This window comes from Streptomyces rubradiris (assembly GCF_016860525.1).
GTDB classification, from domain to species: Bacteria; Actinomycetota; Actinomycetes; order Streptomycetales; family Streptomycetaceae; genus Streptomyces; species Streptomyces rubradiris.
Map to the genome: position 1 here is coordinate 3,501,266 of NZ_BNEA01000015.1, position 25,881 is coordinate 3,527,146.

The following is a 25,881-nucleotide window of genomic DNA, read 5'->3' on the forward strand; positions in this document are numbered from 1 at the left end:
TGTCGCGCCCACGCGGTGGAGCCGCATGTCCAACACGGCCCCGCGCCGGGACCAGGCACCGTCGGCTTGCATGGGGCCCGCGCCGGGCCTGGATGCGCCCACGCGGCCCCGCGCCCCTTGGTGGGCCAGGCGCCGCCGCCCGGTACGGGGGCGTCGCGCTGTGGTTCCCCGTTCAGCCTTTCTGCCCACCGAGTCGGGTGGGTGGGCAGGCCGGTGGGTCAGACGCGCATCGGCTGGGGCTCGTCGCGGCGGGACGGGTTCGGGCCCTCGTACTCGCGGATGATCTCGTAGCGGGTGTTGCGTTCCACGGGGCGGAAGCCGGCGTCGCGGATCAGCTCCAGGAGGTCTTCCCGGGTCAGCTTGTTCGGCGTGCCGTAGTTGTCCGCGTCGTGGGTGATCTTGTACTCGACGACCGAGCCGTCCATGTCGTCCGCGCCGTGCTGGAGGGCCAGCTGGGCGGTCTGCACACCGTGCATCACCCAGAAGACCTTCACGTGCGGCACGTTGTCGAACAGCAGCCGGGACACCGCGAACGTCTTCAGCGCCTCCGCGCCGGTCGCCATCGAGGTCCGCGCCTGGAGCGTGTTGCGTACCTTGCCGTCCTTCATGTCCACGAAGTCGTGCTGGTAGCGCAGCGGGATGAAGACCTGGAAGCCGTTCGTCTCGTCCTGCAGCTCACGCAGCCGCAGCACGTGGTCGACCCGGTGCTTCGGCTCCTCGATGTGGCCGTACAGCATGGTGCACGGGGTCTTCAGGCCCTTCTCGTGCGCCAGCCGGTGGATGCGGGACCAGTCCTCCCAGTGGGTGCGGTGGTCCACGATGTGCTGCCGGACCTCCCAGTCGAAGATCTCCGCGCCGCCACCGGTCAGCGACTCCAGGCCCGCGTCGATCAGCTCGTCCAGGATCTCGGACGCCGACAGGCCGCTGATCGTCTCGAAGTGGTGGATCTCCGTCGCCGTGAACGCCTTCAGCGAGACGTTCGGCAGCGCCTTCTTCAGCTCCCGCAGCGACCGCGGGTAGTACCGCCACGGCAGGTTCGGGTGCAGACCGTTGACGATGTGCAGCTCCGTGAGGTTCTCCGACTCCATCGCCTTGGCGAGCTTGACGGCCTCCTCGATGCGCATCGTGTACGCGTCCTTCTCGCCCGGCTTGCGCTGGAACGAGCAGTAGGCGCAGGACGCGGTGCACACGTTCGTCATGTTGAGGTGACGGTTGACGTTGAAGTGGACCACGTCACCGTTCTTGCGGGTCCGCACCTCGTGGGCCAGGCCGCCGAGCCAGGCCAGGTCGTCCGACTCGTACAGCGCGATGCCGTCCTCGCGGGTCAGCCGCTCCCCGGAACGGACCTTCTCCTCCAGCTCGCGCTTGAGCCCGACGTCCATGGCAACACCTTTCTACGACAGCCCGACCAACGGTATCCCTACACCTCTTCCGGCAGTTCCCCGACCCGGTTCTCCCACTTCGTGGACAGCACGATCGTGGTACGGGTCCGGGAGACGCCCTTGGTGCCGCTGAGCCGGCGGATGGTCCGCTCCAGCCCGTCCACGTCCGACGCCCGGACCTTGAGCATGTACGAGTCGTCGCCCGCGATGAACCAGCAGTCCTCGATCTCCGGCAGGTCCCGCAGCCGCTGGGCGACGTCCTCGTGGTCGGCCGCGTCGGACAGCGAGATGCCGATCAGCGCGGTGACACCGAGGCCGAGCGAGGCCGAGTCCACCGTGGCCCGGTAGCCCGTGATGACACCGGCCGCCTCCAGCCGGTTGATGCGGTCGGTGACGCTGGGGCCCGACAGGCCGACCAGGCGCCCCAGCTCCGCGTACGAGGCCCGGCCGTTCTCCCTCAGGGCCTGGATGAGCTGCCTGTCCACCGCGTCCATGCGATCGAAGCCTTCCGGTGAAAGTTCCTGAAGTGATGAGAGGTACGTACTGCTAATCGCCCCGGGTGCCGTCCGTCAGGCCGCCGCCCAGGTCTCCTCGCCAGCGCCGGTACAGGCCGTGGGTGACGCCCGCCGCGTCCAGCACCCGGCCGGCCACGAAGTCCACCAGGTCCTGGATGTGGGTGGCGCCCGCGTAGAAGGCGGGCGAGGCCGGGACGACCGAGGCGCCGGCGTCGTCCAGGGTGACGAGGTGGCGCAGCGTCTGGCCGTTCAACGGGGCTTCCCGTACGGACACCACCAGCGGGCGGCGCTCCTTCAGCGTGACGCTCGCCGCGCGCTGGAGGAGGTCCTTGGACAGGCCGAGCGCCACACCGGCCACGCAGGCGGTGGAGGCGGGCACGACGATCATGCCGCGGGCCGGGTACGAGCCGGAGGACGGCCCGGCCGCGAGGTCGCCCGCCCTCCAGTGGCGGACGCCGCTGACGTCCACGTCGAAGGTCCCGGGCTTGCCGTCGGCGCCGCGGGCCAGCCATTCCGCGAGGTCGTCCTGCCAGTGGGCGTCGCGGAAGGGCAGACCCGTCTCGTCCAGCAGCGTCAGCCGCGAGGCCCGGCTGACCACCAGGTCCACCGCTTCCCCGGCCGCCAGCAGCGCTCGCAGCACGGCCGCCGCGTACGGCGTCCCGGAAGCTCCGGACACCCCCACGATCCAAGGCACGCGCTGCGTTTCTCCTGCGTTCACACCTTGAGAGTACCGGCGCGCGCACAGGGGCTCAGGACCGGTGGGGGTTCGGGGCGGGCGGGAGACGCCCACCGCGAGGCTTCCGTTTTTCAGACGGTCAGACCGCGCACCAGGAGATCGAGCAGCGCGCACACGAACAAGGCGATTCCGATGAACCCGTTGACCGAGAAGAACGCCCTGTTCAGGCGGGACAGGTCGTGCGGGCGGACGATCCTGTGCTCGTAGACGAAGGCCGCCGCGACGATCACCAGGCCCAGCCAGAAGAACGCGCCCGCGCCGGTGGCCAGGGCGTACCAGACGAACAGGGCCGTGGTGACCGTGTGGCAGGCGCGGGCGCCCCAGATCGCGGCCGGGATGCCGAAGCGGGCCGGGACCGACTTCACGCCGATCTCGCGGTCCGTCTCCACGTCCTGGCAGGCGTAGATCAGGTCGAACCCGCCGATCCAGATGCCCACGGCCAGGCCGAGGATCACCGCGTTCCACGACCACTCCCCGCTGATCGCCAGCCAGCCGCCGACCGGACCCATGGCCTGGGCGAGACCGAGGATGGCCTGCGGGAAGTTGGTGAACCGCTTGCCGTAGGGGTAGACCACCATCGGCACCACGGCCACCGGGGCGAGGGCCAGGCACAGCGGGTTGAGCAGGGCCGCCGCGCCCAGGAAGACCACGAGGGCGATCAGCGCGCCGGTCCAGGCGTGCCGGACCGACATCGCGCCCGTCACCAGTTCCCGGTGCGCGGTGCGCGGGTTACGGGCGTCGATCTCGCGGTCGATGATCCGGTTGACCGCCATCGCGAACGTGCGCAGGCCCACCATGCAGACGGTGACCAGGAGCAGCCGGCCCCAGTGGATGTTCTCGTCCCACTCGTACATCGCCGTCAGGGCGGCGATGTAGGCGAAGGGGAGCGCGAAGACCGAGTGCTCGATCATCACCAGGCGGAGGAACGCCGAAACACCCCCACGGGCGCGGGGACCATTCGCGCTCCCCTCTCCGACAATGACCTCGCTGCTCACAGTCCGTACTCCTTCCAGCGCCGGGTCACCCGTTCGGCCGTGTCCGGGTCCGACAGGACCATCTCCGGCCACCCGCCGTCGCGGGTGTAGCCCTCCTCCGGCCACTTCCGCGTGGCGTCGATGCCCGCCTTGCCGCCCCAGAACTGCTGGTAGGAGGCGTGGTCGAGGTGGTCGACGGGGCCTTCCACGACCGTGAGGTCACGGGCGTAGTCGGTGTTGCCGAGGGCCCGCCAGGCGACCTCGTGCAGGTCGTGGACGTCACAGTCGGCGTCCACGACCACGATCAGCTTGGTGAGGGACATCATGTGCGCCCCCCAGACGGCGTGCATCACCTTCTGCGCGTGCTTGGGGTACTTCTTGTCGATCGAGACGATCGCGCAGTTGTGGAAGCCGCCGGCCTCGGGCAGGTGGTAGTCCACGATGTCCGGGACGATGATCTTCAGCAGGGGCAGGAAGAAGCGTTCCGTGGCCCGGCCGAGGGGGCCGTCCTCCGTCGGCGGGCGGCCGACGACGATCGACTGGAGCAGCGGGCGCCTGCGCATGGTCACGCAGTCGATCCGCAGGGCCGGAAACGGCTCCTGCGGGGTGTAGAAGCCGGTGTGGTCGCCGAAGGGGCCCTCGGGCAGCATCTCGCCGGGCTCCAGCCAGCCCTCCAGGACCACCTCGGCGTGGGCGGGCACCTGGAGCGGGACCGTCTTGCAGTCGGTCATCTCGATCCGCTTGCCCGCGAGGAAGCCGGCGAAGAGGTACTCGTCGATGTCGCCGGGGAGGGGGGCCGTGGAGGCGTAGGTCACGGCGGGCGGGCAGCCGAAGGCGATGGCCACCGGCAGGCGCTCGCCCCGGCGCGCGGCCACCTGGTAGTGGTTCCGGCTGTCCTTGTGGATCTGCCAGTGCATGCCGATGGTGCGCTTGTCGTGGCGCTGGAGGCGGTACAGGCCCAGGTTGCGGACGCCGCTCTCGGGGTCCTTGGTGTGGGTCAGGCCGAGGTTGAAGAAGGAGCCGCCGTCCTGGGGCCAGGTGAACAGCGCCGGGAGCCGCTCCAGGTCCACGTCGTCACCCTGCAGGACGACCTCCTGGACCGGCGCCTCCTTGACCTTCTTCGGCGGGACGTGGGCCATCGCGCCCAGCTTCCCGAAGGCCTCGCGCACGCCGACGAAGCCGTGCGGCAGCTCGGGCCGCAGCAGGCCGCCGATCTTGTCGGAGATCTCGTCGTACGACTTCAGGCCCAGCGCCTTCAGCAGCCGGCGGTCGGTGCCGTACACGTTCATGGCGAGGGGCAGGTCCGAGCCGCGCACGTTCTCGAAGAGCAGCGCCGGACCGCCGGACTTCTGCACCCGGTCGACGATCTCCCCGACCTCCAGATACGGGTCGACCTCGGCCTTGATGCGCTTGAGGTCGCCCTCGCGCTCCAGCGCCCGGAGCAGGGAGCGAAGATCGTCGTAAGCCATGTGCCCCAGTATCGCCGACGTACCGCTTTGTCCCGGGGCCCACCCCCCGGTTCCGGCGTGCGGCCGGGTCAGCGGAAGACGGCGACCGGGTACTGGAGGACGACCTCCCGGGCGTCGGGGTCCCAGCTGGTCACCTTGCCCAGGCAGTGCGCCTGGAACTGGCCCTCGGGCAGTTCCTTGTCCGGGGTGAGCAGGCCGTCGCCGCGCAGCACGACCCTGAGGTGCGCGGTGGGGCCGCCGTCGGCGTAGGGGGCCCGCATCAGCAGGGTCTCGCCCCGGCTGTCGCCCGCCTCGAACCGGCCGGTGACCATGACGAACTCCCCTATCTCGCTGAGCGGCACCTCGGTGGCCGGCCCGGTGCGGGCCAGCTCGCCGAGGAGGGCGCGGTTGGGGACGACGGTCCCGGAGCCGGGCCGCAGCCGGACCTCCACCAGGGCGTCGCCCCGGCGCAGCACGGACAGCAGCAGGCCGATCACGGAGATGGGCTCGGCCTTCTCCACGTACTTGGCGACCACCTCGGTGGTGCTGCCGCCGGTCACCTTCAGCAGCAGGGAGACCAGCGGGATGACGGCGAGGCAGCCGGCGTTGCGGATGCGCCGCTCCTCGACCTCCTTGCGCAGGGCCGCCTTGTAGTTGCCCATCTTGAACAGGCCCATGACCGCGTCGTTGTCGAGGTACAGGGGCAGGTAGGCGGGGTCGGCGGTGGTCTTGCCGAGCCGGGCGAGGCCGCGCCGCAGCGCCCGCCCGGCCAGCGCGAGCAGGCCGGCGAGGGCCAGCAGCCACCAGGTCATCGGGCCCCACCAGGCGCTCCACCAGGTGCCGTCAAGAACAGCCACGGATCTCCTTGAACGCGGTGGACAGGGAGGACTGGGAAGACTGGGCAGGGGAGCGGGCGTCGACCAGGCGCCCGCCGGTCAGCTCGGCGGCCCGGCGCAGCCCGTCCGCGTCGGCGTCGCCGAAGCCGATGGGGTAGGTGCGCACGGCGCGGACGTCGGCGGGGCGGGAGCGGTGGCGGGCGGCGAAGGCGGCCGGGCCGATGCCCGCGTTGTTCTCGCCGTCCGTCATCAGCACGATGGACACCAGCCGGCCGGGGTCCGCGCGCAGGGCCCGTTCGGCGGTGCGGTAGCCGTGGTCCAGGGCGGACCAGACGGCGGTGGAGTCGTCGTAGCCGTCCTCGGCGACGAAGCCGGCCAGCGCCTCCAGGTCGGCGGGGCCGCGCACGGTGACGGTGCGCTCGGCCAGCGGGCGGCCGCCGAAGCGGACGACGGTCAGCCGCTCCCCTTGGTGGAAGCGGACGAACTTGGCGCGGGCGGAGCCGTCCGCGCCGCTGAGCGCGGCGAACGCGGCGCGCAGGGCGCGGGTGCGGGCGCCGCGCATGGAGGTGGAGAAGTCCAATAGGAAGATCACCTGGTCGGCGCCCCGGCGGGCCGGGTCGCCGTAGTCGGCGAGGAGGCGGTCGAGGACGGCCGGGTCGTCCGGGTAGTAGAGGGCGTTGTCCAGGGGTGCGGTCAGCCGGGCGTCGCGGGGCACTTCGGTGCTGACCGGGCGGCGCAGGGTGCGGCGCATGATCTCGCGCTGGTGGCCGGGGGCGGTGAGCCAGTCCACCACCCGGTCGTAGGCGTCGCGGCGGCCGGGGTCGAGCAGGAGCAGCGGGTAGTCCGCCAGGACCATGCCGTCGGCGGGGTGGACGATGCGCAGGGGTTCGCGGAGCCGGCCGGAGGCGTTCAGGGCGAGCAGTTCGGACTCGTAGGTGATCAGGGCGTTGGTGCGGCCGGGGCGGGTGGCGAAGGCGTCCAGCAGGGCGCGGGAGCCGGCGGCGGTGAGGGTCTGGCCGGAGCGGAAGCCGCGCAGCCGGTCGCAGCTGACGTCGGCGGGGCGCAGGGCGCGGCCGGTGCCGGCGGCGGCGGTGGCGACACCGACCAGGGCGGCCAGGCCGCTGTTGCTGCGGCGGGGGTCGGCCATGCCGAAGCGTACGGTGCCGGTGGCGGCGGCGTCGGCGATGTCGGCCCAGGACAGGCGCTTGCCGGGGGTGCCCGCGCCCAGGGTGCGGGCCGTGCCGGGGGTGAGGCCGACGACGACCGGGGAGCGCATGATGGAGGCGCTCTGCACTCCGGTGGCGGGGGTGGCTCCGGCGGAGGCGTGCTTGGCCCGCAGGCGCAGGTAGCGGTCGGAGGAGAGCCAGGCCAGGTCGTAGGAGTGGCGGCCGGTGAGCAGGGTGTCGGAGGCGTCGTTGGTGGCGCGGTAGTCCATGTCCAGGCGGACGCCGGTGTCCTTACGGAGCCGGTCGAGCAGCGGCTTCATGTCGGTGAGTTCGTCGCTGGCCAGGACGCGCAGGGTGGTCCTGGAGCCGCCGTCGCCGGAGCAGGAGGAGAGCCCGCCGAGCACCACGGCCAGCACCAGGCACAGGCACAGCGGTCCGAGCGGCAGGGTGCGGGGGGCGGGTGTCATGGGGTCTCCCCGGAGGATGTGGCGGGGGCGGCCGGGGGACAGTCGCCGACGGTTTCGATCATGCGTTCCAGCAGGTCGAGGCGGGGCAGTACGGCCTTGGTGTCGTCGTCGGAGAGCACGGGGGCCTGGATGCCGCGCCCGGTCAGGAAGCGGGCCAGGGCGTCACTGGTGGCCGAGCCGCCCTGGGCGTCGCGGACCCTGAAGCCGAGTTCCATGGCGCGCCGTTGCAGCGCGGGGTCCCTGGTGATCAGCTCGCCGAGCGCGTCGCCGCGCGGGGTGAGCGCGATGAGCTGGGGTTCGCTGACGAAGCGGGCCGAGGGGTAGAGCAGGACCCGTCCGGCGTCGACGTGTCCGGTGGCGGACCGGGTGGCGATCTGGTGGGCGAGGAACTGGTGCTCGTAGATCACGGCGATCGGGGAGATGCTCTTGCCCTCGGCGGAGACGTAGGTCTCGTTCTTCTCCGAGGACGGCATGCCCTGGTCGTTGAGGAGGAGCCGGATGCGTTCGGCGAAGCGGGTGGCCTCGGCGGGGGTCTGCGGGATGTCCTCGTGGTTCCAGACGTAGGAGACCAGGCCGAGATAGGTGCCGGCGGAGTTGGCCTGGCAGATGTCGGAGGTCTGGGCGAGGACCTTGTTGCCGTTGTGGATGCCGTGCCGGCCGATGCCGACGGCCCGGCCACGCGGGTCGGTGCCGAGGTCGTCCCAGCGGCGTCCGGCGGCGGACGCGCCGAGGAACTTCCGCATGTCCAGGGAGTAGTACATCGGCTTCGCCCCGGCCGGGACGCCGGGCAGCGGGGTGGCGATCCCGGCCTCCCGGAGGGTCTCGGCGTACTCCCGGTAGGTGCCGAGCACGATCGGGCTGACGAACGGGCGGTACGTCGTCGCCGGGTGGCCCTCGGCCGCGCGGCGGGAGGTGATCAGGTCGGCGGCGGGCTGTCCGGACGGGAAGACGATGTCGTAGCCGTCGTAGCGCTGGGTGGCGATGCCCCGGGAGCCCATGCGGGTGAGGTGGACGCGATAGCCGTGCCGCACGAGCAGCCGCCGGACCTCGGGGTCCTCGAAGAAGTCGGCCTTGGAGGCCATCTTGGCCTGGATGGTGACGATCCGTTCGAACGGCAGCGCCGCGTGCCCCTGGACGAGGACGACGATCGCGCACAGCGCGGTGGCGGCGGCGACGGCGCGCGGCAGGAGCCTGCGGGCCAGGGAACGGCGCGCGGGCGTGACCGCCGGGGCGCCGACCTTCAGCCGGGGCTCGCGGCCCGGCCGGGGGCTGTCGCTGTCGGATCTGTGAGTGTCCACCCGGTTCTCCTGCGTCGGCGGGGGCAGGATCGTGCACGGGCGGGACGACGGCCGACGGAACGCTCAACCAACGGGCGCGATAAGCGAAGTGAACGTCCGTCAGACAGTTGTGGAGGCCCTCGTTCACCCGGCCGGCGGCCGTCGGACGGATGGCGGGGGCGGGGACCGTGTGCCACGGTGGGGCAGGGGCAGGGGGAGGGACGCGATGGCGGTGGAGTTCGGCCTGCTGGGCGTGATCGAGGTGCGGCTGGGGGGTCGCACGGTGGACGTGGGACACATGCGGCAGCGGTGCGTGCTGGCCGCGCTGCTCGTGGACGTGGGCCGGGCGGTCCCGGCGGACACGCTCGTCGACCGGGTGTGGGGCGACCGGCCGCCGCAGCGCACCAAGGACACGCTGTACGGCTACCTGTCCCGGTTGCGGCAGGCGCTGCGCCCGGCCCCGGAGGTGACCGTCGCCCGGCGCCCCGGCGGGTACGTCCTGGACGCCGATCCGCTCTCGGTGGACCTGCACCTGTTCCGTGACCTGGTCGGGCGGGCCCGCGCGGCCGACGGCGGCGAGGCGGTGGCGCTGATGCGGCGGGCGCTCGGGCTGTGGCGCGGGGAGCCGTTCGCCACCGTGGACGTCCCGTGGTTCGACGACCAGCGCCAGGCCCTGCTGCGCGAGCGGCTCGCGGCCGAGCTGGACCACATCGACCTCCGCCTGGACGCCGGGGACCACGGCGAGCTGCTGTCCGAGCTGGCCGTGAAGGCCCGCGAACACCCGCTGGACGAACGGCTGGCCGGTCAGCTGATGCTCGCCCTGTACCGGGCCGGCCGCCCCTCCGAGGCCCTCGCCCACTACCAGGAGCTGCGGCACCGGCTGGCCGAGGAGCTGGGCGCCGACCCGGGCCCGCGGCTGCTCGCGCTGCACCAGCGCGTCCTCGCCAACGACCCCGGGCTGTCCCCGCCCGAGCCGGCCCCGCCCGCCGAGGAACGCTCCACCACACCCCGGCAACTGCTCGCCCCGCCCCCGTACTTCGTGGGCCGGGACGCCGAACTCGCCGTCCTGGACAAGGCGCTGGCCGCCCAGGCCGGGCCGCGCGCCACCCTGCCGGTGACGGTGGTCTGCGGCATCGGCGGGGTCGGCAAGACCTCCCTCGCGCTGCACTGGGCGCACCGCCGCCGGCACCGATTCCCCGACGGGCAGCTCTTCGTCGACCTGCACGGTTTCACCCCGTCGGAAGAACCGGCCGATCCCCGGGTGGTGATCCGCGGCTTCCTCGACGCGCTCGGCGCCGCGCCCGGGCGCATCCCGGCGGCCTTCGACGCCCAGGCCGCGCTGTACCGCAGCCTGCTGGCCGACCGCCGGGTGCTCGTCGTCCTGGACAACGCCCGGGACTCCGCGCAGGTCCTGCCGCTGCTGCCGGGCACCCCCGGCTGCGCGGTGCTGGTCACCAGCCGCGACCAGCTCACCGGGCTGACCGCCGCGCACCAGGTCACCCACGTGACCGTCGACGCCTTCGACCCCGCCACGGCGCACGAGCTGCTGGCCGGCCGGCTGGGCGCGGAACGCGTCGCCGCGGAACCCGAGGCCGCCGCCGAACTGGTCGGCCAGTGCGCCGGACTGCCGCTCGCCCTGAGCGTGCTGGCCGGGCGCGTCACCACCAACCCGGTCGCCACCCTGACCGCCCTGAGCGAGGAACTGCGCGAGAGCAGCCGCCTGGACGCGCTGAGCACCGGCGAGGACGCCACCGACGTACGGGCCGTACTCGCCGCGTCCTACCGGGCGCTCGACGCCGGTACCGCCCGGGTCTTCCGGCAGCTCGTGCAGGCGCCCGGCCCCGACATCGGCGTGCCCGCGGCCGGCAGCCTCACCGGGCTCGGGCCGGCGCGGGCGCTCCAGGCGCTGCACCGGCTGCGCACCCGCCACCTGCTCCAGGAGCACGCCCCCGGCCGGTTCGCCGGCCACGACCTGCTGCGCGCCTACGCGCTGGAGGCCGCCGCCGGGGACGAGACGGAGGCGCGGGCCGCCCGGCTGAGGGTCCTGGACCACTACCTGCGCACCGCCTGGTCGGCGGACCGGCTGCTGCTGCCGCACCGGGACCCCATCCGGCTGCCGCCGGCGGCCGACGGGGTACGGCCCGAGGAGATCACCACGCACGACCGGGCCATGGCGTGGTTCGCCCGGGAGCAGCCGGCGCTGGCCGCCGCCGTGCACCTGGCCGCGCGGCACGGCCACGACACCCACGCCTGGCAGCTGGCCTGGGCCGTGACCACCTTCCTGACCCGGCGCGGCCGGTGGAGCGACGCCGCCGCCGTGCACACCACGGCGCTGCGGGCCGCGACCCGGCTCGGCGACCCGGTCGCGCGGGGCGAGTCGTACCGGGTGCTGGCGCTGGAACGCATCGAGGCGGGCGACCACGCCTCGGCGCGGCACCGGCTGGACCAGGCGCTGGCCCTGGCCGAGAGCAGCGGCCACGCCCTGTCCGAGGCGCACACCCGGCTGACCCTGGGCTGGCTGTACGAGCACATGGGCGACCGTGCGGCGGCGCTGCGCCAGGACGAGCTGGCCGTCGGGCTCTTCGCCCGGCTCGGCAACCGGGCCGGGCTGGCCCGCGCTCTGAACGCGGTGGCGTGGGACCACGTGCAGGCCGGCGACCACCGGCAGGCCGTGGCCCGCTGCGAGGAGGCCCTGGCCCTCCAGGACGAACTCGGCGACCTGCGCGGCCAGTCCGACACCCTGGACACCCTCGGCTACGCCTACCAGCAGCTCGGCGAGCACGCCCAGGCCCTGCTGTGCCACGAGCGGTGCCTGGAGCTGAACCGCGCCCTGGGCCACCGCTTCAACGAGGCGGAGGCCCTGGTCCACCTGGGCGAGGCCCATCAGGCCCTGGGCGACCGCGGGGCCGCCCGCCGCTGCTACGAACAGGCCCTCGACGTCTTCCGGGACATGGAGGTCAACCCCGCCCGCGTGGCCCAGACCCGCGCCCTGCTCGACGCCCTCGGCTGAGCCCCGGTACGGGGAGGTGTCCCTCCCCGTACCGTCCCCCGTGGGCACCCCCGTGGGCCGCTCGCCGGCCGACTGCCGGGACCACGTCACCCACCTTGGCCGACCGTCCTGGGACGAACCTTGCGGGAAACCTTGAACGCGCAGGTCACAGGGGTGGGGCAGGCCGTCGTCCGGGATCGGACGGTCACCGACCGTTAATCACTTCCGCGTTCGGCCCGCCACCCGTTCCGTTGAAATGGACCGAACGGGCATGTCCCGGCCGCGTCCCACGGCATTGCCTTGGAGGGGGCCCGCAACCAGGGGCCCCTTCTTCGATGGGAGACGCGTGCGAATCACTGACATCCAGCGCTGCGGGGTACGGCCGGGACGGCTCGTCGAGTGGACGCTGAGCCCGGCGACCGTCGCGGCGGCGGCGGCACTCCCCGAGGACTCCCGGCCCCCCGCCTACAACCAGGAGCGGCACATCCGGACGGCCCGGTCCCTGCGGGAGGACGGGCTGTTCGTGCCGACCTGGCTCGGCACCGCCTTCGACCTGCCCGGCCCGGTCGACCTCGACGCGCTGGAACGGGCCCTGCACACCTGGACCGTACGGCACGAGACGCTGCGCAGCGGCTTCCGCTGGGCCGGTGACGAGCTGCGCCGGTTCACCCTGGACGCGGCCGACGTGTCCCTGCACCGGCGGGAGGCGGGCCACTTCGCCGACGCCGACGCCCTCGTCCAGCACCTCCAGGACCGCTTCGACACGATCGCGGACGCGCTTCGCTGGCCGAACCTCGTGTACGCGGCGGTCGTCCGGGACGACGGCGCGAGCGTGTACCTGGCCTTCGACCACAGCAACGTCGACGCCTACTCGGTGCAGCGGATGCCCGCCGAGATCCACGAGCTGTACACGGCGGGCACGGGCGCGGCCGGCTCCGACGCCGTCCCCACGGCCGCCAGTTACGTCGACTTCTGCGAGATCGAGCGGTCGCGCGCCGACGGCGTGGACGGGCGGCACGCGGTCGTGGAGCGGTGGCGGGAGTTCATCCGCCGCTGCGACGGCACCCTGCCGGGCTTCCCGGTCGACCTCGGCCTCGCGCCGGGTGATCCGCTGCCCCGGCAGCGGATGCTGGCCGAGCCGCTGGCCGACGCGGACACGGCCGCGGCGTTCGAGGCGTACTGCCGGCCCTACGGCGGCAGCATGACCGGGCTGCTGGCCGCCACCGGGCTGATCGTGCACGAACTCGGCGGACAGCCGGTGTACCGGACGGTGGTGCCCTTCCACACCCGGGCCGGGTCCCGCTGGAACGAGTCGGTGGGCTGGTACGTGGGCGGCGCCCCCATCGAGGTGCCCGTCGGCAGCACCCGCGGTTTCCCGGAGGCCCTGCGGGCGGTACGGGCGGAGCTGCGGGCCAACCGGGCGCTGGCCCGGATGCCGCTGGCCCGGGTGCTGCGCCTGCTCGGCGCCGACTTCCCGCTGATCTCCCCCGACCCGTGCTCGATCGTCTCCTACGTCGACACCCGCGACCTGCCGGGCGCGCGGCGGTGGGCCGAGCTGAAGGCGTACGGGCTGCTGCGGGTGTCGTACGGCGACCAGGTGTGCGTGTGGGTCAACCGGCTGCCCGAGGGTCTGTGGCTGGCGAGCCGGTACCCGGACACGGACGTCGCGGCGAAGAACATGCGGCTGTACGCGGAGCGGCTGCGGGACCGGATCGTCTCGGTGGCCGACGGCAGCCTGTCCGCCGTGTCGTAGGTCACCGGGGGTCCGCGCCGGGCCGGGGCCGGCCCCCTCCCTGGAGTTCGATCAGTCGTTCGAACCGGTCCCGCCAGCGCTGTTCCGTCTCCTCCTCGCCCTGGAACTCGTGGGTGAAGCGGAGCGCGCTGCCGTCGTCCCCCTCGCGTTCCAGGTGGAACCGGATCCGGCCACCGCCCTCGACCGTGTACTCCGCGACCCGGTCCACGTCCCACGCGGTGACGTGCCCGCTGCCCAGCCCGCCCAGGGTGACCGCGCCGCCGAGCCGGGGTTCGAGCACCTCGGCGGGGGTCCACCAGGCGGCCAGCCCCTCGGGCGTGGACACCGCGGGCCAGACGTCCTCCATGCGCCGCGGGAGCCGCACGACGAAGTGCAGGATGTGCGTGTTCCCGTGGGTCTGGCTGGAACCCTGTGCGATGGCACCGCTCATGTTTCCAGCGTGCCCCCGGCCATGGGTTCACGCACGCCTGTCCCGGAACGGCGAAAGGCCGGTCCCCGTGACCCGCGCCACGGAGACCGGCCTCGTGCCGGTGCGGGGCTTACACGCCCGCGTAGGAGTGCTTGCCGGAGACGAAGATGTTGACGCCGTAGTAGTTGAACAGCCAGCAGCCGAACGCGATCAGCGCCAGGTAGGCGGCCTTGCGGCCCTTCCAGCCGGCCGTGGCCCGCGCGTGCAGGTAGCAGGCGTAGGCGATCCAGGTGATGAAGGACCACGTCTCCTTCGGGTCCCAGTTCCAGTACCGGCCCCAGGCGTCGCCCGCCCAGATCGCGCCCGCGATGATCGTGAACGTCCACAGCGGGAAGACGGCCGCGTTGATCCGGTAGGCGAACTTGTCCAGGGACGCGGAGGCCGGCAGCCGCTCCAGCACCGACCGGGCGAACCCGCCGGGCTTGCCGCCGGCCTGGAGCTTGTTCTCGTACGAGTCCTTGAACAGGTACAGGATCGTGGCGACCGCGCCGACATAGAACACCGCGCCGCAGAAGATCGCGGTGGAGACGTGGATGTACAGCCAGTACGAGTGCAGGGCCGGCACCAGCTGGTCGCTGGCCGTGTACAGCACGGTGACCGCGAGGCCGAGGTCGAGCAGGACCGTGGTGATCAGGAAGAGCCCGAGCCAGCGCACGTTCTTCTTCAGCGCCAGCAGCGCCAGGTACACGCCGACGGCCACCGTGGAGAAGGTGATGTTGAACTCGTACATGTTGCCCCACGGCGCCCGCTCCACGGACGCCGCGCGGGCGATGACACCGGAGAGCTCCACCAGGAAGGCGAGCACGGTCAGCGAGATGGCGATCCGGCCGTACAGGTCGCCCTGCTCGTCACCGCCGTGCGCGCCGGGCCCGTCCGGCACGTCCCGCGCGCCGGCGGCCGAGCGGACGACGACCTTGGGCCGCTCCAGCACCGCGGTGCCGCCGCCCTTGCGGACCGCGACGGCGGGGCCGGCCGTCGTCCGGGCGCCGTCGGCGGTGAGCGCGGCGGCCGTCCGGGCGACCTTGCTGCGGCTGCCGAACAGCCACTCGGCGATGTAGGCGAAGAAGGCCAGGGTGTAGACGGCCATCGACGAGTAGATCAGCGTGTTGCTGACGCTCGCGAGATGTTCGTTGGTCGCGGCGGCGAGAGTCACTTCTCAGCCCCTTCGGCAGGTACGACGTGGCGGTCTGGTGTGGGTGCGGAGGGTTCGTCGCCGGGGTCCGGTGCGCCCGGCGCCCGGTCGTAGAGCTGTCCGGCGAGCTCGCCCAGTTCCTCGGGCACCTTCGCCGACTCGCTGCGGCCGAGGCCGGCCATCTCGACCACCGTGACGCCGTCGTCGCCGCGCACCGCCCGCACCCACACGCGGCGGCGCTGGATGAACAGGGACCCGGCCAGACCGAAGATCGCCGCGACGGCGCCGCCGAGCGCCCAGCCGCCGCCCGGCTCCTGCACGATCTGGAAGCCGGCCCATTCCTTGACGTCCTTCTCGAAGGTCACGGTACCGGCGCCGTTCGGCAGCTTCATGGACTCGCCGGGCTTGAGGTTGACCCTCAGCTGCGCGCCCTTGGCGTCCTTGTAGTCCTTCATGTGGGTCTTGTCGAGCTGGTACACGCTCTGCGGCAGGCCCGAGTCGACGCCCAGGTCACCGTGGTACGGCTCCAGGTTCAGCACCGGGTTCAGCAGCGCGGGGAACGCCGAGGCGATCTCCATGCCGGCCCCGCCGTAGGTCGGCAGGAAGAACGCCTTGATGCCGAGCTGCTCCTTCTTGCCCTTGGCGTCGCGGTAGCCGTCCATGACCTTGACGACGCCCTGGGAGGTGACGTTGCCGTCGAGCGGCAGCAGCGGCACGGCGTCGTGGTAGACCACCTTGCCCTTGCCGTCCCGGACGGTGATCACGGGTGCGTAGCCGTGGCTGACCAGGTAGACCTTGGAGCCGTCGATCTCCAGCGGCTCGTTGACCTTGACGGTGGTCTCGGTCTCCTTGCCGTAGGCGCCCTCGCTGTAGCGGATCTTCGCCTGGAAGGTGCGCGGGGTGCCCCGGTTGGGGCCGGTCAGCTCGTAGGTCCCCTTGAAGTCCTCCAGGTCGAAGCTGTACGGGACCAGGTCGTCCGGCTCGAAGAGGCTGCCGGACTTGAAGTCGTCGTACATCGGCAGCGCGTTGGAGAAGCCGTCGCCCTCCACCATCAGCTTGGTGCCGTCCGACTTGAACAGCTGGCCGGAGGCGAAGGCGATCAGCAGCACGATCAGGGCGATGTGGAAGACCAGGTTACCCAGCTCGCGCAGGTAGCCCTTCTCGGCGGCGACCGCGTCACCGACGGCGTGGGTGCGGAAGCGGCGCTTCTTCAGCAGGCCGAGCGCGGCGGCGCGGACCTGCTCGGGGTCCGCGGTGGTGGTCCAGGTGGTGTAGGCGGGCAGCCGGTCCAGCCGCTTGGGGGCGCCCGGCGGCCGGCCGCGCAGCTGGCCGACGAACTGCCAGGTGCGGGGGATGATGCAGCCGATGAGGGAGACGAACAGCAGGATGTAGATCGCGGAGAACCACACCGAGCTGTACACGTGGAACAGGCCGAGCTTGTCGTAGACCGGCGCCAGCGTCTTGTGCGCGGCGCGGAAGTCCTCGACCTTGGTGGCGTCCGCGCCGGTCTGCGGGATCAGCGAGCCGGGGATCGCGCCGAGCGAGAGCAGCAGGAGCAGCAGCAGCGCGACCCGCATGGAGGTCAGCTGCCGCCAGAACCAGCGGGCCCAGCCGATGACACCGAGGCCCGGCAGGCTCACCGCCTCCTCCTGCGGGGCGGTGGACAGCCGGGAGCCGGCCGCGCCCAGTTCCTCCCGGTCCCGGCCGGTGCCGGTATCGGTCTTGCTCATCGGTCAGATCCCCACATCGAAGCCGTTGGTCCAGGTCTGCATCTGCTGCACCAGCTCGGCCCAGGCGCCGGTGAGCAGCAGCACACCGGTCACGATCATCATCGAGCCGCCGATGCGCGTCACCCAGACATAGTGACGCTTGACCCAGGCGAAGGCGCCGAGCGCCTTGCGGAAGGCGATGGCGGTGACGACGAACGGGACGCCGAGGCCGAGGCAGTAGACCACCATCAGCAGGGAGCCGCGTGCGGCGCTCGACTCGTGGATGGAGAGGAAGTTCACCGAGGACAGCGTCGGGCCCATGCAGGGCGTCCAGCCGACGCCGAAGAGCGCGCCGAGCACCGGCGCCCCGGCCAGGCCGCCCGTCGGCCGCTTGTGGAAGCGGAACTCGCGCATGGCGAACCAGGGCGTCAGGCCCATGAAGAACACACCCATGACGATCATGAGCGCGCCGAGCACCTTGGACAGGACGCTCTGGTAGCTCAGCAGGTTGGAGCCGAAGTAGCCGAACAGGGCCCCGCTGGAGACGAACACGGCGCTGAAGCCGAGCACGAACAGGGAGGCGCCGGCCACCATCCGGCCCCGTTTGGCCTCGGCCAGGTCGGTGCCCGCGACGCCGGTCACATAGGAGAGGTAGCCGGGGACCAGGGGCAGTACGCAGGGCGAGAAGAACGACACGAGACCGGCGAACAGGGCGATCGGCAGGGCGACCAGCAGGGCGCCGTGCAGGACCGTCTGGTTCCGGCCGGTCTCCGCGGCCAGCGTCAGCAGTGCGCTCACGTCACTTCTCCGCGAGGACCGGCTTGATCATCTCCACCAGCCCGGTGTCGTCGAGCGCCTCCAGGGCCCGCGCGGCGACCTTCCCGTGCCGGTCGATGACGAGGGTGGAGGGGACGATCTGCGGGTTGAGCGTGCCCTTCTCGAAGCGCAGCATCAGCTTGCCCGTGGGGTCGTACAGGCTCGGGTACTCGACGCCGTGCTCCTTCTCGAAGTTCACGGCCGGGGTGGTGCTGGTGTCGCGGGTGTTGATGCCGACGAACTGCACGCCCTTGTCCGCGTACTCCTTGGAGACCTTGGCGAAGTACTTGGCCTCGCTGCGGCACGGTCCGCACCACGAGCCCCAGACGTTGATGACGACGACCTTGCCCTTGTAGTCGGCGACGTCCAGGGTCTTGCCGTCGATGGTCTTGCCGGACAGGTCCGGAGCCGTGGCGCGCTTGGCCGCCGCGACGGTGTCGATGCCGTTCTTGCCGGTGACGAAGTGGGTGTCGCCACCGCCACCGGAGACACCGCCCTTGCCACACGCGGACAGGGCCAGGGCCGCTGCGGCGGCCGCGGCGGTGAGCAGGACGGCGCGGCTACGGGTACTCATGTGAAAAGTTTCGCATGACCGTTCCGGCGATTTCGCGCGCCCCCCTGCCGGGCGGAAAACCGCATTTCAGGGCGTATTTACACGGGACATCACGGACATCAGGCGACGTTGGACGCAGCGCCCTTGGCCTCTCGCAGGAACTCCTTCCAGCCCCCGGCGGGCCGCTGCCCGACCCCGAGCGTGCGCAGCTTGGCGAGCACCTCGGGCTTCTGCGCGTCGATCCAGTCCACGAACTGCCGGAAGGAGACCAGCCGCACATCGGCCCCCTTCTCCTTCTCGCGCGCGATGTGCTTGAAGGCCTCCTCGACGGCGTCCATGTAGATGCCGCCGTTCCACTGCTCGAAGTGGTTGCCGATGAAGAACGGCGCCCGGTTCGTCTCGTACGCCCGCTGGAATCCCTGGATGTACGCCTGGGCGGACTGCTTGCGCCAGCCCGGGTAGTTGTGCGCGGGCGCCTTGGTCGAGTTGACCGACTGGTTGGCGAGCATGTTGTAGTCCATGGACAGGACCTCGAACGAACGTCCGGGGAAAGGTATCTGCTGAAGGGGGAGGTCCCACAGGCCCTGGCGCTTGACCGGCCACACCTGACGGCCGCCCGGCGAGGAGGCGTCGTAGCGCCAGCCCAGCTCGCGGGCGGTGGGCAGCAGGTTGTCCTGGCCGAGCAGGCAGGGCGTACGGCCGCCGACCAGCTCCTTGTCGTAGTCGAACGGCAGCGACGGCAGATCGGTCCAGCCGGTGTTGGTGCGCCACTCCTTCACGAACGCCTTGGCCTGCCGGATCTCGCTGGCCCACTGCTGCGGGGTCCAGTGCGCGACCGTGCCGCCGCCCGCACAGAAGTGCCCGTTGAAGTGGGTGCCGATCTCGTGCCCCTCCAGCCAGGCCCGGCGCACGTTGGCGAGCGTGGCCTTGATGTGCTCGTCCGTGAGGTAGCCGATGTCGGAGGCGCCGCGCGGGTTGTTCGGGGGCTCGTACATCCGCTTCTTCGACTCGGGCAGCAGATACAGCCCCGAGAGGAAGAAGGTCATGGACGCGCCGTGCTCCTTGGCGAGGTCCAGGAAGCGCGGGAAGAGGCCGTTGCCGACCTCGCCGGCGCCGTCCCAGGAGAAGACGACGAACTGCGGCGGGGTCTGCCCCGGCTCCAGCGGCTCGGGCGCCGCCGGCTGGTGCGGCTGACTGCCGGTGAAGGAGGTGGAGCCGTCGCCGATGGGCCGCGCCGGGCGCGCCTCGCCCCTGCTCCCCTGGGTCCTGGAACCGCCCGGTCGCCCGGCGTCGTCCGAGGACGTGGAGCCGCCGCACCCGGCGAGCGACACGGCGGCGGCCGCGCCCGCGCCGAGGCCGAGTGCTCCCCGCCGGGAAAGGGTCCGGGAGATGGTGCGCATGGAAATCCCCGATCATCACTGCCTGCTGGTCACCCAGTCAGAGGACAGGAAGATCGGGGAGGTTCCGCTACTTGTTCTGCTTTTTCGCAATAAGGTGCGCAACGGTGCGCTAAGCCACGCCAAACGGACGCTCTGTGACCATCGGCGCCCGTCCGGCCGGCTTCCTCAGGCGCCGAAGGCCTTCCCCTGAGCCGTCCCCTTGCCCTTCTGCGGCTTGGCACCGGCCCGCAGGTGCACCGGGACGAGATCGATGGCGGGCTCGCTGTACCCGACGGAGACGATCTTGTCGCCCTGGTAGGTGAACGACGTCAGGGAGGCGAGCGTGCACTGCCGCTTGCGCGGGTCGTGCCACAGCCGCCGCCGCTCGACGTACGACCGCACGATCCAGATCGGCAGCTGGTGGCTGACCAGCACCGCCTCGTGCCCGCGCGCCTGGTCCCTGGCCGCGTCCAGGGCGCCCATCATCCGCACGACCTGGTCGATGTACGGCTCGCCCCAGGACGGCCGGAACGGGTTGACGAGGTGCTTCCAGTTCTCCGGCCGCTGGAGCGCGCCGTCGCCGACGCCGAAGGTCTTGCCCTGGAAGACGTTGTCGGCCTCGATCAGCCGCGCGTCGGTGGCCAGGTCCAGCCCGTGCGCCTTGGCGATCGGGGTGGCGGTCTCCTGCGCCCGCTCCAGCGGCGAGGCGCAGACGTGGGTCACGTCCCGGGAGGCGAGGTGCTCGGCGACCCGGTCGGCCATCTTCCGGCCCAGCTCGGACAGGTGGTAGCCGGGCAGCCGGCCGTACAGGATGCCCTCCGGGTTCTCCACCTCGCCGTGCCGCATGAGGTGGACGACGGTGATGTCCTTGCTCTCGCTCATTCGGCCGTGGCCTCCGCGGCAGCCCGGGCCGCCGCCGGGAGGGCGTCGGCGATCTTCTGCACGGCCCGCTCGTCGTGGGCCGTGGACACGAACCACGACTCGAAGGACGACGGCGGCAGGTAGACGCCGTTCGCCAGCATCGCGTGGAAGAACGCGGTGAAGCGGTACGACTCCTGCCGCTTGGCGTCCTCGTAGTCCCGTACCCGCCGGTCCGTGAAGAACACCGAGAACATGTTGGAGGCGGTCTGCACCCGGTGCGCGACGCCCTCCTTGGTCAGCGCCTCGCTCACCAGCGTCCGGATCTGCTCGGAGACGGCGTCGACCTTGGCGTACGCGGCGTCGTCGAGCAGCCGCAGCTGGGCGAGGCCGGCGGCGGTGGCGACCGGGTTCCCGGACAGGGTGCCGGCCTGGTACACGGGGCCGGCGGGCGCCAGGTGGGCCATCACATCGGCCCGCCCGCCGAACGCGGCGGCCGGGAACCCGCCGCCCATGACCTTGCCGAAGGTCATCAGGTCGGGCTTGACGCCCTCCACGCCGTACCAGCCGGCGCGGCTGGTGCGGAAGCCGGTCATGACCTCGTCGGAGATGAACAGGGCGCCGTTCTTGCCACAGGCGTCCTTCAGGCCCTGGTTGAACCCGGGGTCCGGCGGCACCACGCCCATGTTGCCCGGCGATGCCTCCGTGATCACACAGGCGATCTCGCCCGGGTACCGGTGGAAGGCTTCCTGGACGGCCTCCAGGTCGTTGTACGGCAGCACGATCGTGTCACCGGCCTGCGCCCCCGTGACACCGGGCGTGTCGGGCAGCGCGAACGTGGCCACGCCGCTGCCGGCGGCGGCGAGCAGCGAGTCGACGTGCCCGTGGTAGCAGCCGGCGAACTTGATCACCTTCGAGCGCCGGGTGAAGCCGCGGGCGAGCCGGATGGCCGACATGGTGGCCTCGGTGCCGCTGCTGACCAGCCGCACCTGCTCCACCGGCTCGACCCGGGCGACGATCTCCTCGGCCAGCTCCACCTCGCCCTGACCGGGCGTGCCGAAGGACGTGCCACGGGCGACGGCCTCCTGCACGGCGGCGATGACCTCGGGGTGCGAGTGCCCGAGGATCATCGGTCCCCAGGAACAGACCAGGTCGACGTACTCGCGCCCGTCGGCGTCGGTGAGGTAGGGCCCCCGGCCCGACACCATGAAGCGCGGCGTGCCGCCGACCGCGCGGAAGGCGCGCACCGGCGAGTTCACTCCGCCCGGCGTCACGGCGGACGCGCGGTCGAAGAGCGCCTGCGAGACGGGCGCGTCGTAGGGATAGGGCGTTTCGCTCATGGCACTCATGACGTGCGGCTACTCCGGCTTCTCGGCTCCGGTTGCGGGGTGACCTCCTCAGGGTAGGCCGCGCCCCGGCGAGGCCGCCCCCGCCCTCGGGACCGAAGCGGCGCCATCCCTCGTCTGCGAGACTGAGAACTGATACACACGGCTCGTACGCACGTAATGATCAGAGCCGGGAATCTTCCGCGCGGATCGCCGTTCCACCGTACGTTTCGGCAGGCGGACGCGGGGGAGGTCACTACACGATGATCGGGTTGCGCGGCGGGGGCCACGCGTCCTAGAAAAGCAGTCGGGTGGAGATATGCATCGCGGTGGCGGACTGGGCGAGGGGACTGATGACCTGGGTCCTCGACGTGCCCGGCGGGGAAGGCACCGGCGCGACGCGGAGGAAACGACCGAGACACGTCGGACACAGGGTGGACCGGGTGAGCCCGAGCGGTACGACCGGCAGCCCCTCCGCGCGGGGAGCGGAAGCGGTGGTCGGGTGGGGGTGACGTACAAGTACTTCGGCGCGCCGGACGGGGCGACCGCGGCCCGCGTCCCGATCTCGATGCGTCCCGAGGAACTCGGCGGCGACGAGCTGGGCATGAACGGCATGTTCACGAAGATCAAGCCGGAGACGATGGCCGCGATGGTCCTCACCGGCATCCAGGGCGTCCCCCTGCACAAGGTGCCGCCCCTCGAACTCGTCGTCCTGCACCCCGACTACGCCGTCGTCAAACTCCCCATGACGGTCGTCGACCCCCTGCGCGGCGTCGGCGAGGAGGCGGTCGGCGCGGCGGCCTTCATCTGGTCCACGGTCCCGGACCGCGGCGGCCCCCGGGACGCGTTCAACGTGTACCAGCTGCTGCACGAGTGGCAGGACTTCTCGGTACGGCTGCATGAGGCGGGGCATCAGCCTTATTGCTTGGTGTGGCCGTGACCTGGGGTTTCTCTGGTAGCGGGCGGGGTTTTCGGACCCCACCCTCTTCATGTGCCGGGAGGGGCCTTCGGGCAGCCAGGGCACATTCAGGGCACATCGGTTTCGCCGGGGGCAGTGACGTGCCCTGGCCTTGCGGTGCCGGATCCGCGGTGAAGGCGTCGTCGATCGCCTTGCGGGTGCGGGTCTCGCTGGTCGGCAGCAGGTGCGTGTACGTCCGCATCTCCAGGCCGCCTATCAACAGGCTGCTGCCGAGCCGCTGGCCGCCCTGGCCCAGCGCCAGCCACCCGCACCATGGAACGCCACGCCCAGCGCATCATCGCGATCCTGCCCGACCACGCCCAACAGGTCCTCGACGACCCCGCCTGGCCCGCACTGGCCGCCGCCCTGACCGAAGCCGAGACCACTGGCCACGACCCCGAACAACTCCACCAGCACGCCGCACGGCAGCACACCCTGGACGACGCCCGCTCCACCGCCAGAACCCTCACCTGGCACATCCAACGCCTCGCTGCCCGGCAGTCCCTCAGCGATCGAGCACGAGCCGCCCAAGCCCGTACATGGGTGACACCACGACCGGCACACTCCGGCCAGACACGACCGAGCCCGTCACAGCCGGGGCCTGCGGCCCCCACGCGACACCGGTAATCCCGGCACTGACGGCCTCGCGCGTCGAGACCGTCAGCCATGGGGATGCACCTTCTTAGCAAGTGACGGACGGAGTCACCGCGCCGTGCTGACCATAGTCTCCAGCAACTCCAGTGCTTCCTCCCAGCGGAAGCGCTCCGCCGCACCGCCGGCCCTCGGCCGGTGCGGTTCGCAGGAACCGATCAGGACGCCTATCCCTCGCAGCCGGTCCAGGCTCTGCTGGTAGGCGGGGTGGGCAGCCTGGGCGGAGTTCAGGTAAGGCAAAGCCACGGTCGGGATGTCCATGCCGTACGCCTCGCACAGGATGCCCAGGGCGAGGGTGTCGGAGATCCCGGCGGCCCACTTGTTGATCGTGTTGAAGGTGGCGGGAGCTACGGCGATCGCGTTCGCCGGGGGCAGGGGGCGCGGGTCTCCCGGTGAACGCCAGGCGGAGCGGATCGGGTAGCCGGTCTGTGCCTCGATCGCCGTGGTGTCGATGAAGCCAAGCCCCTGTGGTGTGGCGATGACGCCGACGTCCCAGTTGGCCTCCTGGGCGGCGGTGATGAGCTTGCCGACGTCACGGGCCACGCCTGCCGCGCACACAACGACGTACAGGAAGGGCTTCTTGTCCGGAGCGGTCGGTTCGGTCACGCGGGGACTCCCAGTTGGCGGCTGAAGTGGTGCAGTTCCGGCAGGGTACGTCGGCGGTCGCGGGCGACCATATCCGCGACCAGGTGGCGGACGTCGGGGCGGCGGATGTCCTGGGCGGCGCAGGTCTCGGCGATGCGTAGGGCTTGGTAGCCGTCGGCCAGGCGGCCCTGCTGGCTATAGGCGCGGGCCGCCTCCACCCATAGTGCGGCGCGGCGTTCGGGCACCGGGATGTGCCGGCGCATGAGGGGCCGGGCCGCCTGAAGGGCGAGGCCCGCGTCGCCAAAGGCCACCAGAGCGCTGAGCTCGTGCAGGGCGACGTTGGTCGGACTGAAGGTGGCCCAGGCGTCGGGCCGGTCGAGAGTGACGTACCGCGAGACTTCCTTCGCCTCGCTGAGAAATTCCTTTGTGGCCGCGCGATCACCGAGGCTGCTGGCCGCAGTCACACCGCGCAGGAGCAGCAGTCCGACAGCGGCGAGGTACTTCGGAGAGCGCCGGTCGTAGGAGCCGGTGAGCTGGTCAGCGGTGTGCCGGACCAAGGTGACGGCCTCAGTGGCGTGCTTCTCTCGGACCAGCACATGGGCCTGGACGCGGACGCTGGAGGCGAGGACCACCGGATCCCCCGAACGTTCGGCCTCGGCCATCGCCCGGCCGACGGCGAGCCATGCGTTGCCCTGGTCGTGCTGCTTGAGCAACAGGCTCGTCGTCGTCTGATACGCCGTGGCCAGGAGCCGGGACACGAGGTCCCTGTCCGTCGCATCGCTGGTAGCCATCCGCAGGTCGGCGATCAGGCTCGGGAGGGTGCGCTCCAGCTCCGTGTAGTGGCAGGTATGGAAGAGCCTGAGTGCTGATCCGACGCGTTCGTAGAGGACTGCCGTGTCCCGTGGGCCACCGGTGCCTGCAGGGCCGGGACCGGGCAGGAGGGCCTGGACGAGGGCGGTGTGCGAGGCCGAAGAGCCGGCCGGGGCCGCGAGCGCTGCGATGCTCGCGGCGAGGAAGGTGCGGCGGTGCATGTCGTCAGCTTCTTGATCGGCGGCGGAGACGTCCTGAGATGGGGCGAGGCCCAACTCATGAGGCGGGATGTTTAGTTCCTGGGCGATGGCGCGTAGTACGCGGATGTCCTCCGTGCCGCGACCGCTCTCCAGACGGCTCACCTTGGACTGGTGATACCCGAGCGCTTCGGCCACGTCGTGCTGTGAACGCCGCTGTAACACCCGTGCCCGACGGATCCGTTCTCCGATCCGTCTCGCTTCGCCATGCGCATCGGCCATCTGCCACGGCTCCTTCCGCCGTCGCTGATCCTGCCTGCTCAATCGAGCATAGGTCAGACCTAGTTGGCGGTGATGCAGCTCCTGCATAAGTCATGCAGCGCCCGCGTCAGGGATCGCGACTCACGGCGACGGACTGGTTGCTTGGTGTGGCCCCACCTACACCGGGAGGCCGCTCATGGAAGCGCACCAGCTCGCTTTCTTCCTACCCGCGACGCTCGCCGCAGCAAGCGAGGCCCGGCACCAGGCCGTGGACGCTATAGCGGGCTGGGGCTTGGGACTGGGCACCGAGGTGGTGCACGCGGCCGAACTGCTGGTCAGCGAGCTCGTCACCAACGCGGTCCAGTACGCCGGCACCGGATCCGTCTCACTCGTGGTCTGTCTCGACGAGACCGTCCTGCGGATCGAGGTCTGCGACACGAACCCGGTGCTGCCCCAGCCGACCCTGCCCGACGCGGACAGCGAGGGCGGCCGGGGCCTGTTCCTCGTCGCCGCTCTCGCCGACCGGTGCCACGCCGAACCGACCGAGACCGGCAAGCGCTGCTGGGCCGAAATCGACCTGCCCAGCAAACCCAGCCAGGAAGTCGCCTGTTTCCTTCCCTTCCAGAGGAGTTGAT

General features: G+C 71.5%; 23 protein-coding genes and 1 pseudogene. 4 read left to right on the forward strand and 20 right to left on the reverse strand.

Annotated features, from left to right (window positions below; all coding sequences use genetic code 11):
* Positions 1–218: 218 nt before the first annotated feature.
* The 8 genes from mqnE to Srubr_RS28710 all read right to left on the reverse strand — a co-directional run bounded on the left by mqnE (position 219) and on the right by Srubr_RS28710 (position 8,822).
* Positions 219–1,382, reverse strand: coding sequence for an aminofutalosine synthase MqnE (gene mqnE, locus Srubr_RS28675; protein ID WP_189994338.1), 1,164 nt, complete (start codon positions 1,380–1,382; stop codon positions 219–221).
* Between the two features lie 38 nt (positions 1,383–1,420).
* Positions 1,421–1,876, reverse strand: coding sequence for an Lrp/AsnC family transcriptional regulator (locus Srubr_RS28680; protein WP_189994340.1), 456 nt, complete (start codon positions 1,874–1,876; stop codon positions 1,421–1,423).
* 52 nt (positions 1,877–1,928) lie between these two features.
* The gene (locus tag Srubr_RS28685) at positions 1,929–2,591 is read right to left on the reverse strand and encodes a UbiX family flavin prenyltransferase (protein WP_189994342.1); all 663 of its coding nucleotides are present in this window, start codon (positions 2,589–2,591) and stop codon (positions 1,929–1,931) included.
* A 113-nt stretch (positions 2,592–2,704) separates the two neighbouring features.
* Positions 2,705–3,628, reverse strand: a complete 924-nt coding sequence (gene mqnP / locus Srubr_RS28690) for a menaquinone biosynthesis prenyltransferase MqnP (RefSeq protein ID WP_373313479.1) — start codon at positions 3,626–3,628, stop codon at positions 2,705–2,707.
* On the reverse strand, positions 3,625–5,076 hold the full coding sequence (locus Srubr_RS28695) for a menaquinone biosynthesis decarboxylase (protein WP_189994344.1): 1,452 nt from the start codon (positions 5,074–5,076) through the stop codon (positions 3,625–3,627). Before Srubr_RS28695 ends, mqnP begins: the two co-directional genes overlap by 4 nt.
* A 68-nt stretch (positions 5,077–5,144) precedes the next feature.
* The gene (locus tag Srubr_RS28700) at positions 5,145–5,912 is read right to left on the reverse strand and encodes a hypothetical protein (RefSeq protein ID WP_189994347.1); all 768 of its coding nucleotides are present in this window, start codon (positions 5,910–5,912) and stop codon (positions 5,145–5,147) included.
* Positions 5,899–7,524 carry a vWA domain-containing protein gene (locus tag Srubr_RS28705; RefSeq protein WP_189994349.1) on the reverse strand — a complete coding sequence of 542 codons (1,626 nt, stop codon included), beginning with the start codon at positions 7,522–7,524 and terminating at the stop codon, positions 5,899–5,901. The genes Srubr_RS28700 and Srubr_RS28705 overlap by 14 nt, the downstream gene beginning before the upstream one ends.
* On the reverse strand, positions 7,521–8,822 hold the full coding sequence (locus tag Srubr_RS28710) for a hypothetical protein (RefSeq protein ID WP_229926640.1): 1,302 nt from the start codon (positions 8,820–8,822) through the stop codon (positions 7,521–7,523). The genes Srubr_RS28705 and Srubr_RS28710 overlap by 4 nt, the downstream gene beginning before the upstream one ends.
* Before the next feature lie 205 nt (positions 8,823–9,027).
* Here Srubr_RS28710 and Srubr_RS28715 point away from each other — a divergent pair, with 205 nt between their 5' ends.
* Both Srubr_RS28715 and Srubr_RS28720 read left to right on the forward strand, forming a co-directional pair.
* On the forward strand, positions 9,028–11,811 hold the full coding sequence (locus Srubr_RS28715; protein ID WP_229926641.1) for an AfsR/SARP family transcriptional regulator: 2,784 nt from the start codon (positions 9,028–9,030) through the stop codon (positions 11,809–11,811).
* Positions 11,812–12,136: 325 nt separating this feature from the next.
* Positions 12,137–13,543 carry a condensation domain-containing protein gene (locus Srubr_RS28720; protein ID WP_189994351.1) on the forward strand — a complete coding sequence of 469 codons (1,407 nt, stop codon included), beginning with the start codon at positions 12,137–12,139 and terminating at the stop codon, positions 13,541–13,543.
* 1 nt (position 13,544) lies between these two features.
* Here Srubr_RS28720 and Srubr_RS28725 read toward each other — a convergent pair whose 3' ends face one another.
* From Srubr_RS28725 to hemL, 8 genes are all read right to left on the reverse strand, one after another.
* Entirely contained in the window at positions 13,545–13,973 is a 429-nt protein-coding gene (locus Srubr_RS28725; protein WP_189994353.1) for an SRPBCC domain-containing protein, read from the reverse strand.
* Between the two features lie 109 nt (positions 13,974–14,082).
* Complete coding sequence (ccsB, locus tag Srubr_RS28730; protein WP_189994355.1) at positions 14,083–15,165, reverse strand: c-type cytochrome biogenesis protein CcsB; 1,083 nt, start codon at positions 15,163–15,165, stop codon at positions 14,083–14,085.
* On the reverse strand, positions 15,162–16,874 hold the full coding sequence (gene resB, locus Srubr_RS28735) for a cytochrome c biogenesis protein ResB (protein WP_189994357.1): 1,713 nt from the start codon (positions 16,872–16,874) through the stop codon (positions 15,162–15,164). The genes ccsB and resB overlap by 4 nt, the downstream gene beginning before the upstream one ends.
* A 3-nt stretch (positions 16,875–16,877) precedes the next feature.
* Complete coding sequence (locus Srubr_RS28740) at positions 16,878–17,651, reverse strand: cytochrome c biogenesis CcdA family protein (RefSeq protein WP_189994359.1); 774 nt, start codon at positions 17,649–17,651, stop codon at positions 16,878–16,880.
* A 1-nt stretch (position 17,652) separates the two neighbouring features.
* The gene (locus Srubr_RS28745; protein ID WP_189994361.1) at positions 17,653–18,243 is read right to left on the reverse strand and encodes a TlpA family protein disulfide reductase; all 591 of its coding nucleotides are present in this window, start codon (positions 18,241–18,243) and stop codon (positions 17,653–17,655) included.
* A 98-nt stretch (positions 18,244–18,341) separates the two neighbouring features.
* Positions 18,342–19,622, reverse strand: coding sequence for a polysaccharide deacetylase family protein (locus Srubr_RS28750; RefSeq protein WP_189994362.1), 1,281 nt, complete (start codon positions 19,620–19,622; stop codon positions 18,342–18,344).
* Between the two features lie 165 nt (positions 19,623–19,787).
* On the reverse strand, positions 19,788–20,483 hold the full coding sequence (locus Srubr_RS28755) for a histidine phosphatase family protein (protein WP_189994364.1): 696 nt from the start codon (positions 20,481–20,483) through the stop codon (positions 19,788–19,790).
* The gene (hemL, locus tag Srubr_RS28760; RefSeq protein ID WP_189994366.1) at positions 20,480–21,799 is read right to left on the reverse strand and encodes a glutamate-1-semialdehyde 2,1-aminomutase; all 1,320 of its coding nucleotides are present in this window, start codon (positions 21,797–21,799) and stop codon (positions 20,480–20,482) included. Before hemL ends, Srubr_RS28755 begins: the two co-directional genes overlap by 4 nt.
* A 304-nt stretch (positions 21,800–22,103) precedes the next feature.
* Between hemL and Srubr_RS28765 the strand changes: the two genes are divergently transcribed.
* The gene (locus Srubr_RS28765; protein ID WP_189994368.1) at positions 22,104–22,724 is read left to right on the forward strand and encodes a hypothetical protein; all 621 of its coding nucleotides are present in this window, start codon (positions 22,104–22,106) and stop codon (positions 22,722–22,724) included.
* A gap of 70 nt (positions 22,725–22,794) precedes the next feature.
* On the opposite strand, the pseudogene Srubr_RS42115 reads toward Srubr_RS28765, so the two are convergent.
* The 4 genes and pseudogenes from Srubr_RS42115 to Srubr_RS28780 form a co-directional block, all read right to left on the reverse strand.
* A pseudogene (locus Srubr_RS42115) lies at positions 22,795–22,953 on the reverse strand (site-specific integrase); the annotation flags it as partial.
* A gap of 5 nt (positions 22,954–22,958) precedes the next feature.
* Positions 22,959–23,159, reverse strand: coding sequence for a hypothetical protein (locus tag Srubr_RS42120; protein ID WP_203855061.1), 201 nt, complete (start codon positions 23,157–23,159; stop codon positions 22,959–22,961).
* Positions 23,160–23,444: 285 nt separating this feature from the next.
* Complete coding sequence (locus Srubr_RS28775; protein ID WP_189994370.1) at positions 23,445–23,999, reverse strand: flavoprotein; 555 nt, start codon at positions 23,997–23,999, stop codon at positions 23,445–23,447.
* Positions 23,996–25,267, reverse strand: coding sequence for a helix-turn-helix domain-containing protein (locus Srubr_RS28780; protein ID WP_189994372.1), 1,272 nt, complete (start codon positions 25,265–25,267; stop codon positions 23,996–23,998). Before Srubr_RS28780 ends, Srubr_RS28775 begins: the two co-directional genes overlap by 4 nt.
* 175 nt (positions 25,268–25,442) lie before the next feature.
* Between Srubr_RS28780 and Srubr_RS28785 the strand changes: the two genes are divergently transcribed.
* Positions 25,443–25,880 (forward strand): ATP-binding protein, encoded by a 438-nt coding sequence (locus Srubr_RS28785; protein ID WP_189994374.1) that lies wholly within the window; start codon positions 25,443–25,445, stop codon positions 25,878–25,880.
* The last annotated feature ends 1 nt before the right edge of the window (position 25,881 follow it).